The 17,080-nt window shown below is 43.7% G+C and carries 16 protein-coding genes; 11 read left to right on the top strand and 5 right to left on the bottom strand.

What is annotated here, in order from left to right; genetic code table 11:
* Positions 1–37: 37 nt before the first annotated feature.
* The 10 genes from D5F11_RS15270 (at position 38) to D5F11_RS15225 (ending at position 10,063) form a co-directional block, all read left to right on the top strand.
* A complete protein-coding gene (locus D5F11_RS15270; RefSeq protein WP_120117049.1) occupies positions 38–1,861 on the top strand; it encodes a XylR N-terminal domain-containing protein in 1,824 nt (607 codons plus the stop codon).
* Between the two features lie 182 nt (positions 1,862–2,043).
* Positions 2,044–3,588: a 4-hydroxyphenylacetate 3-hydroxylase N-terminal domain-containing protein gene (locus tag D5F11_RS15265; RefSeq protein WP_185830727.1), complete on the top strand. Its 1,545-nt coding sequence runs from the start codon at positions 2,044–2,046 to the stop codon at positions 3,586–3,588.
* Between the two features lie 27 nt (positions 3,589–3,615).
* A complete protein-coding gene (locus D5F11_RS15260) occupies positions 3,616–4,164 on the top strand; it encodes an FAD synthetase family protein (protein WP_120117051.1) in 549 nt (182 codons plus the stop codon).
* A gap of 19 nt (positions 4,165–4,183) precedes the next feature.
* On the top strand, positions 4,184–4,966 hold the full coding sequence (locus tag D5F11_RS15255) for a dioxygenase family protein (RefSeq protein WP_120117052.1): 783 nt from the start codon (positions 4,184–4,186) through the stop codon (positions 4,964–4,966).
* 78 nt (positions 4,967–5,044) lie between these two features.
* Positions 5,045–6,187 carry a muconate/chloromuconate family cycloisomerase gene (locus tag D5F11_RS15250; protein ID WP_185830726.1) on the top strand — a complete coding sequence of 381 codons (1,143 nt, stop codon included), beginning with the start codon at positions 5,045–5,047 and terminating at the stop codon, positions 6,185–6,187.
* A complete protein-coding gene (locus D5F11_RS15245; RefSeq protein ID WP_120117054.1) occupies positions 6,184–6,651 on the top strand; it encodes a DUF3237 domain-containing protein in 468 nt (155 codons plus the stop codon). Before D5F11_RS15250 ends, D5F11_RS15245 begins: the two co-directional genes overlap by 4 nt.
* Positions 6,652–6,676: 25 nt before the next feature.
* Positions 6,677–7,522, top strand: coding sequence for an alpha/beta fold hydrolase (locus D5F11_RS15240; RefSeq protein WP_120117055.1), 846 nt, complete (start codon positions 6,677–6,679; stop codon positions 7,520–7,522).
* A complete protein-coding gene (locus tag D5F11_RS15235) occupies positions 7,519–8,211 on the top strand; it encodes a CoA transferase subunit A (protein ID WP_120117056.1) in 693 nt (230 codons plus the stop codon). Before D5F11_RS15240 ends, D5F11_RS15235 begins: the two co-directional genes overlap by 4 nt.
* The gene (locus tag D5F11_RS15230; RefSeq protein ID WP_120117057.1) at positions 8,208–8,858 is read left to right on the top strand and encodes a 3-oxoacid CoA-transferase subunit B; all 651 of its coding nucleotides are present in this window, start codon (positions 8,208–8,210) and stop codon (positions 8,856–8,858) included. The genes D5F11_RS15235 and D5F11_RS15230 overlap by 4 nt, the downstream gene beginning before the upstream one ends.
* The gene (locus D5F11_RS15225; protein WP_120117058.1) at positions 8,858–10,063 is read left to right on the top strand and encodes a 3-oxoadipyl-CoA thiolase; all 1,206 of its coding nucleotides are present in this window, start codon (positions 8,858–8,860) and stop codon (positions 10,061–10,063) included. The genes D5F11_RS15230 and D5F11_RS15225 overlap by 1 nt, the downstream gene beginning before the upstream one ends.
* A gap of 349 nt (positions 10,064–10,412) precedes the next feature.
* Here D5F11_RS15225 and D5F11_RS15220 read toward each other — a convergent pair whose 3' ends face one another.
* Positions 10,413–10,649, bottom strand: coding sequence for a hypothetical protein (locus tag D5F11_RS15220; RefSeq protein WP_120117059.1), 237 nt, complete (start codon positions 10,647–10,649; stop codon positions 10,413–10,415).
* Between the two features lie 40 nt (positions 10,650–10,689).
* The gene (locus D5F11_RS15215) at positions 10,690–11,013 is read right to left on the bottom strand and encodes an ArsR/SmtB family transcription factor (RefSeq protein ID WP_120117060.1); all 324 of its coding nucleotides are present in this window, start codon (positions 11,011–11,013) and stop codon (positions 10,690–10,692) included.
* A 307-nt stretch (positions 11,014–11,320) separates the two neighbouring features.
* Between D5F11_RS15215 and D5F11_RS15210 the strand changes: the two genes are divergently transcribed.
* Positions 11,321–12,607 (top strand): N-acetylmuramoyl-L-alanine amidase family protein, encoded by a 1,287-nt coding sequence (locus D5F11_RS15210; protein ID WP_120117061.1) that lies wholly within the window; start codon positions 11,321–11,323, stop codon positions 12,605–12,607.
* 38 nt (positions 12,608–12,645) lie between these two features.
* On the opposite strand, the gene D5F11_RS15205 is transcribed toward D5F11_RS15210, so the two are convergent.
* The 3 genes from D5F11_RS15205 to D5F11_RS15195 form a co-directional block, all read right to left on the bottom strand.
* Complete coding sequence (locus D5F11_RS15205) at positions 12,646–14,043, bottom strand: sodium:solute symporter family protein (RefSeq protein ID WP_120117062.1); 1,398 nt, start codon at positions 14,041–14,043, stop codon at positions 12,646–12,648.
* A gap of 28 nt (positions 14,044–14,071) precedes the next feature.
* Entirely contained in the window at positions 14,072–15,037 is a 966-nt protein-coding gene (gene speB / locus D5F11_RS15200) for an agmatinase (protein WP_120117063.1), read from the bottom strand.
* 161 nt (positions 15,038–15,198) lie between these two features.
* On the bottom strand, positions 15,199–16,596 hold the full coding sequence (locus D5F11_RS15195; RefSeq protein ID WP_373316016.1) for a sigma-54 interaction domain-containing protein: 1,398 nt from the start codon (positions 16,594–16,596) through the stop codon (positions 15,199–15,201).
* Between the last annotated feature and the right edge of the window lie 484 nt (positions 16,597–17,080).

The raw sequence follows: 17,080 nt of genomic DNA, 5'->3' as shown, positions 1-17,080 counted from the left end.
GCCATTTTTCCTAAAATGAACTGGGGGTAAGAGACGGATGAAAGCTAGCCAATTATTTTTTGATAATCTGCTGGAAACAAATCCGCGTACGGGTATGATTACTTTTAATCATAAAAGAATGGTATTGGTTTCAGTTGAAGCCCTTGGTCTTTTACGCCGCGACTTAATTAATACCCTTGGTATAGATAGAGCCAAGGGATTCCTCATGAGATATGGCTGGGAATGGGGGAAAAAAGACGGTGAATCCCTAACATCCATGTATAAATGGAAAAATCGCAAAGAATTAATCTTAGCAGGGCCGGTACTGCATACACTAGAAGGAGTTGTGACGGTAGAGCCTGATCAAATAGAGTTGAATGAGGACTCGCTTTACTTTACAGGTTTTTGGAGAAATTCGTTTGAAGCAGAAGAGCATATTGAATGCCATGGACATGGCTCAGATGAAGTATGCTGGATTCTCTCTGGCTATGCCAGTGGTTATTTAACAAGCACCTTTGGAAAAGATGTCATTGCGTATGAAGAGATATGTGTAGGAAAAGGTGATCCTTATTGCCAGTTTACAGCCAAAACAGTCGATCAGCTTGAAGGTAAACACAAAAAATATCTAAGCTATTACAAAGCGGAATCCCTAGTATCAGAATTGGACCGAGCTTACAGGGAATTGAACGACATCAACCAAAACATTGTTGAAGCAGATAAATTCCAGCAGGATTTAACTGACTTTCTGCTTGAGGACAGGCCACTTGCCGAAACAGTTGAATTTGTTGCCAATTCCATACAGCGAAGTCTTGTAATCGATTATTACAACAGGAAAATTGAAAGCGCTTTTTCAAATGACTTTGATGAGACAGTCTACAATAATTGGTCGGACAATTTCATTTATACGGAAGAAAAGAACAATGACATATCCACCTTCCCAATTAGAGCGAACAATATCAATCTGGGACGTCTAGTTGTGATCGGCCAGAAGAAAATGTCCCAAAAAGACCAGCTTATCATTAATAGAGCTCTCTCTGTCTTTACCATTCAAATGTATCATGATTGGAAAATCGCTCGCTCCCTCTGGAAAAAGAAAGAAAATTTCTTTGAAGAGATTATCAGCAACTTTGATAGCGGAGATTTCGAGAGGTTCTCCCACCTATTTCATTTTCTACCAAGCAATAAAAACAGGGTTCTTTCCATAAAAGTGGAACCTGCGGAATCCAGGCAGGATGTCATGCAATGTATAAAGCTCAACCCTGCGAATACTAACAAGGATATATTTACGAATGATGATTATATCTATATCGTGCTGACGAATGAAGAAGACAGAAAGCCCCTTGATGAGGCTACAAATATGTTATCCCAGCTAAGCAAAGAATTCTGCAATCTCAAATTTTATATTGGTATAGGCAGAGAGTCAAGAGACATGGCGACATTGAAAAAAAGCTATGAGGACTCCCGGTCAATCAGCGATTTTATCCATCTTACCAATCCTGCCTCCAACATTATCTCTATATATGAAGACGTCAAGTCTGTGATGATGTTTTTAAAAGGAACCGATCAAAACGAGCTGATTGATTTTTATAAAAAAACAATCGGGGAACTTGTAGATTATGACAGTTCCAATCAGTCTAACTTCTTAATCACTTTAAAGACTTATCTTGATAATAATGGAAACCTTCAACAGACTGCGGATGAACTTCACTTGTCAATAGCCGGGTTGCGGTATCGCTTGGAAAAGATCGAGGGATTGTGTGACGTGGACTTAAAAACCGGCGAAGGGCGCTTTAATTGCCAATTGGCGCTTCAGGTCTATTTCGCAATATCAATTAATAACAATAAAAGCGAAGACGATGATTCATTAACCTTAAACGCATAACAACAGCCTGTCGGATTATTCATCCAACAGGTTTTTTTGTTGCTTTTAACAACACCGTAAAATCTGCTAGTTATTTATTTTATATCAGTATTATTTTGCACTTAAAATAATTCTGATAAAACTAGATAATAAAATCATCAGTTGAAAGCGCTTCAACTAAATCCCCCCTAAGGAGGTTTCATATGATTACGCAACAGCAAAAAACACAATTGCCTTTGACCGGAAAAGAATACTTGGAGAGCTTGAAAGATAACCGTGAAGTATGGATCAACGGCGAAAGGGTCAAAGACGTAACTACTCATCCCGCCTTTAGAAATGCGGCGAGATCCATTGCACGCCAATACGACGCGTTACATGACGAAAAAACGAAATCAATTCTGACTACTGAAACGGATACCGGAAATAACGGGTATACGCAAAAATTCTTCCAATATGACAGAACAGCCGATGATCTCCTCCGTTCAAGAGACGCCATCGCTGAATGGGCCAAGATTACTTACGGACAGATGGGAAGATCACCCGACTACAAGGCTGCTTTCTTAGCCACTTTGGGGGCGGATCCAGAATACTACGCACCTTATGAGGAAAATGCAAAATTTTGGTATAAAGAAGCACAGGAAAGGAACTGGTTCTTTAACCATGCCATTATCAATCCCCCTGTAGACCGCAACAAACCAATGGAAGCTGTAAACGGTGTCTTCATCCGGGCGGAAGAAGAAACTGAGGAAGGAATCATTGTAAGCGGTGCAAAAATGGTGGCTACCGGGTCAGCTTTAACCAACTATAACTTCGTTGCTCATTACGGAGCTGTTCCTGTGGGATCTGAAGACATGGCCCTCGTATTTATCACGCCGATGGATACACCTGGTGTCAAACTGATCTGTCGTCAGTCTTATGAAATGCAGGCAGCTGTCATGGGAAGCCCCTTCGACTACCCGCTGAGCAGCAGATTCGACGAAAACGATGCTGTTTTGATTTTTGACCGGGCATTGATCCCATGGGAAAATATTCTAATTTACAAAGACGTAGAAAAAGCAAACAACTTCTTTCCTGAAAGCGGATTCCTTCATCGTTTCACCTTTCACGGAGTAACAAGATTAGCAGTAAAACTGGACTTTATTGCTGGACTGCTGCTAAAAGCTGTCAAAACGAACGGTACAGATCAATTCCGCGGTGTACAGGCAAATGTCGGTGAAGTACTGGCCTGGAAGAACTTATTCTGGTCACTGAGTGACTCGATGGCACTGAATCCGGACGAAGGTAGAAATGGAACCGTGCTTCCGAACCTTAAATATGGACTATCCTATCGTGTATTTATGTCGGAAGGCTGGCCGAAAATCAAAGGGATCATCGAAAATGTCGTAGCCGGAAACCTGATTGTTCAGCCATCGAGCGCAGCGGATTTTAAAAATCCTGAATTGAGGCCTCTGATAGACCGCCTTTATCGCGGTTCCAACGGAATCACTTCTCTTGAAAAGATCAAGCTGATCAAATTGCTTTGGGAAGTTGTCGGAACAGAATACGGCGGACGTCATGAGTTATATGAGCGAAACTACTCCGGAAACCATGAAAATATCCGCTTGGAAAACTTGACAGTAGCCAATCAAACCGGTGAGGCGGATAAATACATCGCATTTGCCGATCAATGTATGGCTGACTATGACCTGGACGGATGGGTAAATGACACTTGGATTAACCCGGACGATGTTAACTATTTTAAAAACTAACCCCATTCGGCATGAGGAGGAATCATCATGAGAGTTATGAATGATAACGAGCTTTCCCTACCAGCTTCAGTTGTGTCCATCGGGGCATTTGACGGCTTGCATAAAGGGCATCAGGCACTGATTAAACAGGCAGTTAGAAGAGCTCATGAGCTTGAAATACCTTCTGTTGTTTATACCTTTGACCCTCCTCCTCGAGCCTATTTTCAAAATCAACGGGTACTGACAAGCATAGATGAAAAGCTGGCCCTTATCGAAAAATTGAATGTCGATTATACGATTGTTGCAAACTTCGACCAGCATTACGCATCAAAACCACCGGCTGACTTTATCGCAGAGCTGAGTCGATTAAATACCCGCGAAATTTGGGTCGGAAGTGACTTTCATTTCGGAAAAGGGAAACAAGGAAACATTGAACTGCTCTCAAACTATTTCACTATCAATATTCATCCTTTCATCACCTGTGAGCAGGGTGAAAAAATATCATCCACTAGAATCCGAGAACTGCTGCAAAATAATGATTGGTTGAAAGTTTACCAGTTATTAGGAAGAAATAACCTCGAAACCATAGATATCTAAATATTGAGGAGGAATATTCATGCAAAAACAAGTAACCAAGAAGAACGAGCGCGTTGAAGAGGTATTCAATTTGTTTATCAAACACATTCAGAATTTTTTAACTGAAGCAAAATTGAATCATGAGGAATATACAAACTTCGTCGACTGGGCGGATCGGTTAGGTCGGACTGGAGAACTTCCCCTTTATGCAGATGTTTTCCTTGAGACCCATGTGCTTAGGGCGATGTATACTGACAAGCCAGGAACACAGCCTTCTCTCCTCGGACCATACTTTGTTGAAGGTTCTCCGCTAGTGGAAAAAGAACCGGGAAAACCATTGGTTCTCACGCAACGTTCGAATGAACCGGGTGAACCTCTGCTCTTTAAAGGCAATGTGAGCAGTACGGACGGTATGCCATTAGCGAATACTCGGGTGGAAATGTGGCAAAATGACGACTCTGGTAAATATTCATCCTTTGATTCCGATGCTCCAAAGTACAATTTAAGAGGATATTTCTATACGGATGAAAACGGAGACTTTGAAGTACAATCTATTGTTCCACTTCCTTATTCCATTCCGGCGGACGGACCGACAGGAGAGTTCTTGGGCTTTATGGACCAACATCCAATGCGGCCAGCCCATCTTCATCTCATGTTTGAAGCCGAAGGACACGAAACACTGATTACTCAGGTCTTCTTTGAAGGTGACGAGTGGCTGGAAACAGATGTGGCGGACGGAGTGCGTACTGAACTCGTAACAAAGTTAGAAGACAAGAACGGCCGCAAAGAAGCTTCATTAAACTTCGTGATGCGCCGGGAGTAAAGTATCATCACTAAGGGGCATTGCAAAATGTCCCTTTCGCTTTTGCCTAAAAACCAATGGAATCGGAGGAGATACTTCGTGTCTGTCATCAAAATCAAACGCATTACCACAGAACTATTAGATATTCCCATCAAACGTCCGCACCAATTTTCAACTGAAAAAGTGGCTACTAAAAGCTTTGTATTAACCCGAATGGAGTTGAGTAACGGTGTAGTCGGCATCGGTGAAGGGACTACTCCAGGAATCTGGTGGAACGGAGAAAGTGTAGAAACGATGAAACTCGTTATCGACCAATATGCCGCCCCCCTTCTATTGGATGAAGAAGCTGACTATATCGAAAGACTCCTGCAGAAACTGAACCGGCAAATCCGCGGCAATGCCTTTGCCAAAGCTGCAGTCGAAATGGCTTTGTTCGATGCACTTGGAAAAACATATGGTGTGCCAGTTCACCAATTGCTGGGCGGTCTGCAACAGGACAGGATCCAAGTCAGGTGGGCGCTTGCATCCGGGACCCCTGAAGGTGATATCGAAGAAGCCAAGAGTTATGTTCATTCGGGCACCTATACCAATTTCAAAACAAAATCTGGACATGACTCTCCTGGAGAAGATGCCTTGCGTAATATCCGTATAGCGGAAGGACTCAACGGTCTCTCCACAATTGGTATTGATCCGAACGGCTCTTGGGATCGAATTACTTCAATGAAATGGATGGATGCATTTTTTGACGCAGGTATTGATTTTCTGGAGCAGCCCCTGCCTCCCGAAGACATCGAAGGGCTGGCATGCCTGTCTTCAATGAAAAAAGTACCAATTATGGCTGACGAAAGCCTAGCTTCTGTTCAAGATGCCTTGCGGCTAGCGAAAGAAAAAGCGGCAGATATTTTTTCATTGAAAATTCATAAATCAGGTGGTATGAAAAATACTGTCAAGATTGCTGGAATTGCTGAATCAGCTGGGATTGCCTGCTTTGGAGGGACTTCTCTTGAAAGCTCTATAGGGACTGCAGCCTGTGTTCACGCCTATGCATCAATCCCGAACCTAAACTATGGCAGCGAGCTGTTTGGTCCAGCCTGGCTGGCGGATGATCTTGTGAAAAATCCGCTCACTATCAAAGATGGCTTCATTTTTGTCCCAGAAGACCCTGGCCTTGGTGTTGAACTGGATGAAAAGAAAGTGGAGGAATACAAAAGGAAAGAAGAGAAAGGAGCGTTGTCAAGATGAGACATTTGCCCGCCCCCTCCCTCACCTTTTTATGCGATATGGAGCTGACAGTTGAGGGAGCACACCTTCCTGGGAAAACCCCCAACGGAAACAGGCGGATCATCCGTGTCACTGGGGGCTCTCTGCGTGGTGATAAATTAACAGCTGAAGTAGTTCCTGGAGGAGATGATTGGATCACTGTCCAAGAAGACGGCACAATCATTCAAGATGTACGCATTCTTCTCCGCACGAATGACGGAGAATTGATTATGATGGCGTACCGCGGTATCCGCACTGGAGACCCTGAGGTCCTTGAGCGACTAGACAACAACGAAGAGGTGGATCCGGACGAGTACTATTTCCGCACAGCTCCCATATTTGAGACAGCCTCTTCCAAATATAACTGGCTGAACCGGCGGCTCTTTGTGTCAAGAGGCATCAGGCTTCCCGGAAAAGTCAATTATTCCATTTACACGGTTGATTAAAAATGGAAAGTAGGGATTTAATAACATGGGACAATATGTGACGACAAACAAAGGACGGACCTTTTATATCCATGAGACACCTGGTGAGCAGGGAACCATTATTGGCTCCCACGGTCTGACCGGCAATCACAAGCAACTTCATTACTACCAGGAAGCTTTTTCAGGCACATATCAGTTTATTAGCTATGATATTTTAGGCCGTGGAAACAGCGAAGCAGCAGCGGGAGACAGCTCCATTTATACCCACGCTGATCACCTGCTGGATTTGATCGCTACGCTGGAAATTGAGCGTCCCATCCTTCTTGGATATTCGATGGGAGCGTATATCAGTGCCATTGCCGCCAGTCGGCTGGCCAATACGGAAAGCCTGATCCTCCTTGATGGCGCTGGCCTGGCAGATGAGTCCACAAGACAGCTCGTTCTCCCATCTTTGGAGCGTTTGAAAAAAACCTATTCGAATCCGGACCAATATATCGAGGAAGCAAAAAAGCTGTATACTCGTCTGAATATTAATTGGGATCAACAGATGGAAGAGGCGGTCCATTATGAAATTGCAAAAGATGAGCGCTTCTGGAGAAACAAGTCCAACCTTCAAACCATCACACGTGACTTTGAAAGCTTCTACACTTTCCAATCCGCGAACGTGTTGGCCCATATCGCTTGCCCTGTTTTCCTTCTAATTTCAACCGGAAGCATTGGAGATAAAGGACCACTTTTCCAAGAAGAGGGCTATGCTCAGATGAAAAAACAGCTCTCAAGACTTCAGACAGAAGTCTCTCCAGTCAACCATTATGAACTGGTATTCAATAAGCAGCCGAAGATCTTCAGCCAAATCCAAACATTTTTATCTCATAAGGAAGTGAAATCATGAGAGCCATAAAGCTGACAAATGCACGAGAAGCCATACAAAAAGTAGTTCGAACCGGAGACTCTATCATGGTCGGCGGTTTCGGCCTGATTGGAAGTCCGCTGACATTGATTGATGAGTTGACGAGACATTCCGCAACAGATTTGACGATTATTAGCAATAATGTCGGAGAAGCCGGGCGAGGTCTAGGACTTCTCCTGCAGCAAGGAAAAATAAAAAAGGCAATCGGCTCATATTTTACGAGCAACCGGGAAGTAGCCCAGTGGTATAACCAAGGAAAGCTTGAAATACAGCTTCTTCCTCAAGGGACTTTTTCCGAAGCCATTCGAGCTGGAGGAGCTGGGATAGGGGGCTTTTACACAAAAACAGCCGTTGGTACCGAACTCGCAAAAGGCAAAGAAACAAAAGTAATCGATGGCGAGACATATCTTTTTGAAAAGGCCTTGAAAGCCGATGTGGCTCTCATACGTGCCAAAAAAGCAGATACAAAAGGTAACCTGGTCTATTACAAAACCGCCAGGAATTTCAATCCAATTATGGCAACAGCAGCAAACTATGTCATTGCTGAAGTCGATCAGATCGTAGAAGAAGGAGAACTTTCTCCCGAAGAGATTGTGACCCCTCACCTCTACATTGATGCCCTTGTCACGAGCCGGCTGATTCTTACGAAAGAAGGGGTGAAGGAAGCATGAGCATCAAAGAAATGATTGCTAAACGGGCAGCTAAAGAACTCACTCCCCATTCGATTATCAATCTCGGAATCGGGATCCCCACATTGGTCCCTAATTACCTAGATCAAAGTCAGTTTTTTTTGCATACAGAAAATGGCCTCTTAGGGGTAACCTCTGTAGAGGAAGATAAGATTGACCCACTCCTTGTCAATGCCGGGAAACTTCCTGTTGGGGAGGCTATTGGGGCATCTTACTTTCATAGCGCTGATTCATTTGCTATGATTCGAGGCGGCCATGTCGATGTCGCTATTCTTGGCGCCCTGCAAGTGGACGGCAGCGGACTTGTTGCCAATTGGGCTATTCCTGGCAAGGACATCATCGGAGTCGGTGGTGCCATGGACTTGCTGTCCGGGGCTAAGAAGATTATCATCACAATGAGTCATGTATCGAAGGATGGCTCCCCCAAGTTCGTAGAAAAGTGCACGTTTCCAATCACTTCTACAAGGATTGCAGATGTCATTATCACAGACCTGGCCGTTTTTATTTGGGAAGAAGAAGGTTATGTATTAACCGAGCTGATGGGTAACGCGACTTTGAGCGAAGTAAAAGAAAAAACAACCGCCCCATTCTCCATTAGTGAAGAGCTTCTCCAAAAGGAGGAAAGCTAATGCGTGAAGTGGTAATCGTCGATGCGGTGCGGACGCCTATTGGAAGATATAATGGCGCCTTGAAGGACGTTCGGCCAGATGATTTGGGAGCCGTTGTAATCAAAGCACTGATGGAACGAAATCCAGATCTGCCACCGTCAGAAATCGGAGACGTAATTTTTGGGAACGCCAACGGAGCAGGTGAAGACAATCGAAACGTGGCGCGTATGTCACTCCTCTTGGCAGGACTCCCTGAAACCGTCAGCGGGACAACCGTCAACCGGCTGTGTGGTTCTGGACTGGATGCCGTCAGCCTGGCAGCCCGATCAATCCTGTCCAACGAGGAAGATGTGATCATTGCAGGCGGAACGGAAAGTATGACTCGTGCCCCTTTTGTGATGAGCAAACCGGAGAGAGATTTCCCGCGAGGAAATATGGAATTATTCGATACGACCATCGGCTGGCGCTTCATCAATCCGAAGATGCAGGAGTTGTACGGGACAGATTCCATGCCGCAAACAGCGGAAAATGTTGCCAAAAGATATGGAATTTCACGAGAAAAACAGGACGAATTCGCGTATCTCAGCCAGCAGAAGGCGAAGGCTGCGATGGAATCTGGGAGGTTTGCGGAAGAGATCTCTCCAGTTATCATCAAGGACCGAAAAGGCAGAGAAACGGTTATAGAAATGGATGAACATCCCCGCCCGGATATCATACCAGATAAGCTGAAAAGCCTCCCTCCCCTATTTGCCGGAGGAACAGTGACTGCAGGCAATGCCTCCGGTGTAAATGACGGTGCGGCTGCTCTGCTGCTCATGAGTGCCCAGAAAGCAAAAGAACTTGGATTGAAACCTCTTGCCAGGTTTATTGCATCAGCGACAGCCGGGCTGGAGCCGGCAGTTATGGGCTTGGGTCCTATCTACTCGACTCGCAAACTATTGGAGCGTACTGGATTGACAATAGAAGATTTTGACCTAGTAGAGCTCAATGAGGCTTTTGCCTCCCAATCACTAGAATGTGTCAAACAACTGGGGCTTCATATAGACAAAGTCAACGTCAACGGCGGCGCCATCGCACTTGGGCATCCCCTTGGGGCCAGTGGCGCCAGAATCTTGACAACCCTCCTCTATGAAATGAAGAGGCGAGAAGCAAAACGCGGGCTAGCCACCATGTGTATTGGTGTGGGACAGGGAATCTCACTAATCGTGGAGAATGCCCGAGTTTAATCATCATTAGCAAGGCCTGCTAAAGATAAAAAAGCGGAAACGGCTAGTCAGCGCGGGCAAACAAGACAATTTTAGAGGAGGCAGTCCTTCATTCATCAACTTGATCCTTACGAGGCTAGATGCTGGCTGGCTCAGAACGCGACATCCTGTCGCTTCGCTTGCACTTGTACTTCCTGTACAGCGGCTGGTTCAGAACGCGACGTCTTGTCGCTTCGCTTGCACTTGTACTTCCTGTACAGCGCAGTTAGACAATGAAAAAGCTCCCTTTTAATAAAATTTTTCATTACAAAGTTATACTGCTTTACTCAAGAAAAATAACGACTTTTTAACTGAGTCGTTATTTTCTTTTTTATTCTATTTCTTTAAGTACCGTTTCTATATTTGTTAAACGAACATTCAACTCATTTATTGCTTTCATCTGCTGTTGTTGTAAAGCTGAACTCTCTTTATCTAATTTTAATCGTTCCTCTGCACGCTTTTCCACTCTTCGAACAACACGGATAATGTACATCAGTATAACAATAAACAATACTACCGGTAAAAGTAGAGTTCCCAATGACATTATCCAAAATAGAATGTCCCCCATTATTTAAGAAACCCCTTTCATTTTATTTAGTTGAACCTTCTTACTCCTTCCTTTTCTTGATGGTTAAACTATCAGCTACAGTTGAAATCAAATGTTCATCCAATTTTATGCAAAAAGGGCTAATTTCATAAAATTTCATGGCTTTTCCATCTTCAGCAATTTCATGCTGTCCCTTTATTAATTGAGCTTCCTCCAATTTCCGTAAATGTAAATAAAGCAGTGGTCTACTAATGCCTAATTCCCTTGCTAATTGGCTAACATATTGTCGCTCTTGATGAAGTACAGCGATAATTTTCAGTCGATATGGATTAGAGAGTGCTTCCAAGATTTTTAATAGTTCATCACCAGAATTAATATTTTCCATATGTAATAATTTTATTACATGTATAACAAATACACAACACTTTAGATCACATCTTTTAAATCTAGAAAGTACATGACTAATATACTAAATCGCTTCCCGGATATCTCAACAAATCTAAAATTGTAACTATTTCTAGAAACTAGGCGGACAGATCGCTTAAATACTTACTTGGAATATTAATTTTAAAAAACAGTTTTGTTACAGTCTGCGAGACCTTTTTCTCAATTATTGTAATATGAGACTACAAAACACTATAAAATGACAAAAAGTGCTAAAATGATCATAAACTTGGAAAAAGGCGGTGGTTATGATAAAAAGATCCATAATCTGTTTGGCTTCGGTGCTTCTTATTTTTTTACATACAAATATTACAGCTAAAGCAGCAAGTACCATTCATATCGCAGTCAACAAAGCAAATATTCGGAGTGAGCCCTCCAATACAGCCAATATCGTTGCGAAAGCAAGCAGGAACGAACAATTCCAAGTGCTGCAGGAAAAATTCGGATGGTATAAGGTTCAGCTCCCCAGTGGTGGTACGGGCTGGATTGCTGGATATATTGTCGATAATGGCGGTCAAAGCATTGGAATGACCAAAAAGGGCAAAATTACAACCGATAATGTCCATGTCCGAAGCAATCCCTCTTTAAGCTCTAACATTATTGGTAAATTACATAAAGGCGACCCGGTAACAGTGACTGGTGAGAACAATGGCTGGGCGAATGTTACTTATAGCAATCAAAGTGCCTGGATCAGCAAGCAATTCATCCAATTTGGAGGAGCTGCACAAGCAAACAAAAACGAGTCTTCAGGAACCGGCGGATTCGCCTATATTTCAAATGACCAGACCAATCTCCGGGCTGGCGCTGATACATCGGCTCCCGTCATCACAAAAGGGTCAGCAGGAGAAAGATATCCAATTGTTGGACAAGAGGGTGACTGGTATAAAATTACAACGGCAAGCGGCCGGGAGGCGTATGTGGCGAGTTGGCTTGTTTCATCCAATAAAAATACATCCTCAACAGGAGAACCGGCAGCCCAATCAACAAATCAGACTTCGGGACTTTCCGGAAAAACAATTGTTCTTGACGCTGGACATGGCGGGAATGATCCAGGCTCTACCAATCAAATAGGTGTATCTGAAAAACAACTCACAATGCAAACGGCGAAACGGCTACAGCAAAAACTCAGCGCCGCTGGGGCAAATGTCATTTTAACCCGTTCGGATGATCAATACGTCAATCTTGACTCGCGGGCTTCAGCCGCAAACAACAACAATGCCGATGCATTCATCAGCATTCATTACGACAGTGCCGCCAATCCTGAGGCAAACGGGGTCACCGCATACTATCACCACGGGTATCAGTATGACCTTGCCAGTAGCGTCAATGAAGTACTTAACAGTTCACTCTCTCTAAACAACAAGGGAACACGCTTTGGCAACTATCATGTCATCAGGGACAATAGCAGGCCGGCAACCCTACTTGAACTCGGCTATTTAAGCAATCCACATGAAGGGCAGTATATTGTAACAGATTCCTATCAAGAACTTGTTTCAAACAGTATCTATAATGGACTGCAATCATACTTTAAATAAAAAACGAGGCGGACTTTCCGCCTCGATTTTTATATCTATTAAGAAGCAATATTTAACTCGTCACTTTGTTTCGTTGCAAGCGAAACAACAATCATGACGACAAAGCTGACAGCAATACCATAGATAATCGGCGTCGTTGCTGTAATTCCTTGAATGGCAAGGCCGGCCAGTATCACGATTGAACTTGCAATAATCGCATAGAACGCTGCTTTTCCAGTGGCCCTTTTCCAAAATAGCCCCAAAATCACCGGAGCAAAAATTCCTCCTGACAATACAGCGTAGGCTACATCAAGAGCCACAAGAACATCTTGAATCCAAAGAGCACAAACGATCGTCAAAATTCCGATCACTGTTGTCACTATTCTTGAAAGCTTCAAATATTGTTTATCCGTCACATCTTTTTTGAAAAAGCGCTTAATAATATCATTTGAAATTAAGGTTGAAGAAGCCAGCAAAGTCCCGGAAGCGGTGGACATCAATGCCGAAACAACTGCCGCAATAACCAGGCCCAGCACCCCTGATGGTAATATCGTAACCGCCATGCTAGCAAATGCATTTTGAGTATCCCCTAAATTAGGCACAATAACAAACGCACACATTCCGATAATTGCAACTGCAAGTCCATAAAATAAACTGTACAATCCGGCAGCAACTGTCCCCGCTCTTGCAATCTTAATTGTTTTTGCAGTTAAAATCCGCTGCCAAATATCTTGAGCCACTACCATTCCAAGTGCAAATAATAAGAAATACTTGAAGATTTGGTGACCACCGATTCCTGAGAAACTAAAATAAGTATCAGGTAAATTGGCTTGCAAGCCGGCCCAGCCACCGGCTTTGGATATTCCCAAGGGGAGCATGATGAAGAAAATACCAACTGTCTTAATAACAAACTGCACAATGTCAGTCATAGTAACAGACCACATGCCACCGAGGATTGTATAAAACAATACGATTCCTCCGCCAACCAACATTGAAACGCTTAAATTCCAGTCAAGCAGAACATTTAAAATGGTTCCCATCCCGATCACTTGCGTAACGGATACCATCATGGCGTATGTCGCTGCAATCAATGCACTGACAAGCCCCACTTCAACGCCAAAACGTTTGCTGAGATATTCACTGATCGTCATTACTGAAAGTTTCGAAATGCGTTTCGCAAGGAAAACTCCTAAAAGCATAATTCCTAAACCGAGCATGACAACAAGCCACATGCCTGAAACTCCAAATTCATACCCAAGTTTGGTAGCACCGATTGTAGAGGCGCCGCCCAAAATAACGGCGCCAAGACAGCCGAAATACATAAAAAACCCCAAGTTTCTTCCAGCCAGCACATAGTCTTCTGGTGACTTGGCTCGTCTTGCGCCGATCACACCGATAATAACTAACATTAATAGATATGCAATCATAATGATGACATCCAGTGAATTAAAATTCATCCGACTTCCTCCCTTTACCCTCAGAATTTTACTTCTGAGGGTTCTCCTGCTCCAGTTCACGCCTCTTTTTCAAGGCAATTAATGTAATCATTTCATAGATGACAGCCGATGCCAGCACCGCAGTGATTTCGTTAGCGTCATAAGACGGTAGTACCTCCACTAGGTCAAAGCCGACAATGTCCAATCCGTCAAGTCCCCGGACATATTCCAGCGCTTCATAGCTGGTCGGTCCTCCGATTTCAGGCGTGCCAGTTCCAGGGGCGAAGGCTGGGTCGACAAAATCGATATCGTACGTGACAAATACCGGGCGATCCTTCACCCGCTCATGGATTCTTTTCATTACATTTTCAAAGCCGATCTGACGTACTTCCTTCATCGGAATGACCTCAAAACCAAGATCCCTTGCATCCTGAATGTCACCCGGTCCGTAAAGCGGCCCTCTCATGCCGACCTGGATGGAATGCTCCATATCAAGCAGACCTTCTTCAGCCGCACGTCTGAACGGTGTTCCGTGCATATACTTTTCACCATAATAATGCTCCCACGTATCCCCATGGGAATCAAAATGGACGAGTGCCATTTTTCCGTATCTTTTATGGAAAGCCCGCAGGTTTCCCAGTGAGATGGAATGGTCTCCGCCCATAATAACAGGAATGACGTTCTTCTCAAGCAGCGGCATCAATCCTTCAACCATACTGTCGTACGTACGGAGTGCATTTCCTGGAATGACATTGATATCACCGTAATCGACCCCTGAGCAATATTCAAAAATATCGATGTCCATATCCGGATTGTAGGGACGGAGCAGCACGGAAAAATCACGGATATGCTGGGGGCCGAACCGCTGGCCTGTCCGGTTGGATGCTGCCGTATCGAAAGGAACACCAAGCACGGCGAAGTCTATATCATCAGTTGTTCTGACCTGTTCCAATCTCATAAAAGTCCTGTTGCCCACAAAGCGTGGAGATTGGGATGAGTCTATAGGTTTGTACATATGTTAACCTCCTAAGATTCTAGATGAAATATTTTCCTTTCCTATTACTCGCAAAAAGCATGCCAACTGTATATGCCTCCTATCTCTGTAAATCCCAATTAAAATAATCCGGATCTGCATCAAAGAGGAGTTTATTGATGCGAACCCGGATTTCAATTCAGTTATGAATTAATACCATATTTTTGCAGCTTTCTAACAACACTTGACTGGCTGATTCCTAAATAATCCGCCATTTCATACGTAGTTTTATATTGTCTGTAAGCCCTTTTCAGCCAACGGATTTCCACATTTTGTAGTGCTTCTTGTAAGTTTTCCGCCTGTTCAGGGATCTCCTCTTCTTCCTGTTCATAAGCAACGGAATGAGAGTTCCTCTGATGAAACGGAAGGGCGCTAGGATAAATGATCCGATTTTCTGTCGTAATAACCAGACGCTCCATTAAGTTCTCTAGTTCTCTAACATTCCCCGGCCAGCTATAGTCAAGTATTTCATGGATTGTCGTCGCATGAAGCACCTTATCTGTTCTATACTTGTCATTGAACATCCCCAGAAAATACTCGCATAATTGCAACAAGTCATCCTTCCGCTCCCTAAGAGGTGGAATAGTAATCGGTACGACATTCAGCCGGTAAAAAAGATCTTCACGGAATTTTCCTTCCTTTACCATCTCTGCCAAGTCCCGGTTCGTTGAAGCAATAACCCGAAAATCAATCTGTTTAGGCTCTGTGCCGCCGACTCTCGTCATTTTCTTTTCCTGAATCACCTTCAGGAGCTTTGCCTGGAGATTTAACGGCAGCTCCCCTACTTCATCTAGAAACAGCGTACCTTTATTGGCTAATTCGATTAGCCCCGGCTTCCCTTCCCTGCTTGCTCCAGTAAAAGCTCCTTTTTCATACCCGAACATCTCGGATTCAAATAGCGTCTCCGGTATGGCTCCACAGTTTACTTCAATGAAGGCCTCCTTACTGCGACTGCTTTTTTCATGAATCGCCCTCGCAAAAACGTTTTTTCCGACCCCTGATTCACCTAGAAACACAACAGTTGCATCAGATAGCGCCACCCGCTGAATAAGCTGCCAAACATTGCTCATCTCCTTGCTTTTTAATACAATGCCATCTGTATATTGTTCCTTATCCCTCAACTCTTGAATTTCCGACTGGTAATATTCCATTTTAACTCTCAGTTCTTCAAAATCTTCCTTGATTTGACGGAGCTCGGTCAAATCGTGTGAGAAGCTGATAACTCGAATAATTTCTCCATTTGCATCGAATACAGGCATAGCAGTCGCCATGACTGTACGACCCGTGAGCGTATTCTGCATCACCTGGATTTCTTTCTTTTCTCGAAGCACTCTTTTTGTAACTGATGGCGAAAATACCTCCATCTTCTCCAAATCATCGACCGTTTTTCCGATCAACTCTTCGATTTTCAATCCATATATGGATTGGCAATTAGGACTACTTCTCAATACTTTTCCCTTTCCATCGGTAATAACGATATTATCATTTGATGTTTCAAGAATAGCCCGTAATTCCAGCTCACAAATATTTTCTTCCATCATTCACTCTCACTCCTCAAACAATATCCGAACTCGTATGTAAAGATATTCTATCATAGTAGTGATTGAACACATCCGGCTTTGCTATGGGGGTTAAAGCTCCTTCCAATATGTTTCCACACGGCTTTCCCTCTGCACCAACAAATGACTTCTTTTTTAATCAATGCAGACACGTTATTCATTCTTTTGCTTGATTTGCCAAGCGCATCTCTTACTTTAGCATGGGCATTCTTTATTTGCAGTTCTCTAATTAAAGCCATCGCTGAACAAGAGATTTGAAATCAGCAAACTAAACTTTGGATCAGGTAAAATACGTTTATAAAGTCAAAAAGCACACAACATTGCTGTGCGCCTAGTCTGTAGTGAAAAACATCCGCTCTCTATGAACCTCCCACCACTTAAAACACCCGTTTTTGAAGTGGGGGTTTCCTAACCAATCGACAAAAAGCTTCCAACAAGACAGGCGGGTGACACCCATCTTTTGCGG

The sequence above is a fragment of the Siminovitchia terrae genome (assembly GCF_003605405.2).
GTDB lineage: Bacteria > Bacillota > Bacilli > Bacillales > Bacillaceae_C > Siminovitchia > Siminovitchia terrae.
Note: the sequence above shows the minus strand (reverse complement) of the source record. Positions and strands in the feature narration are given on the sequence as shown.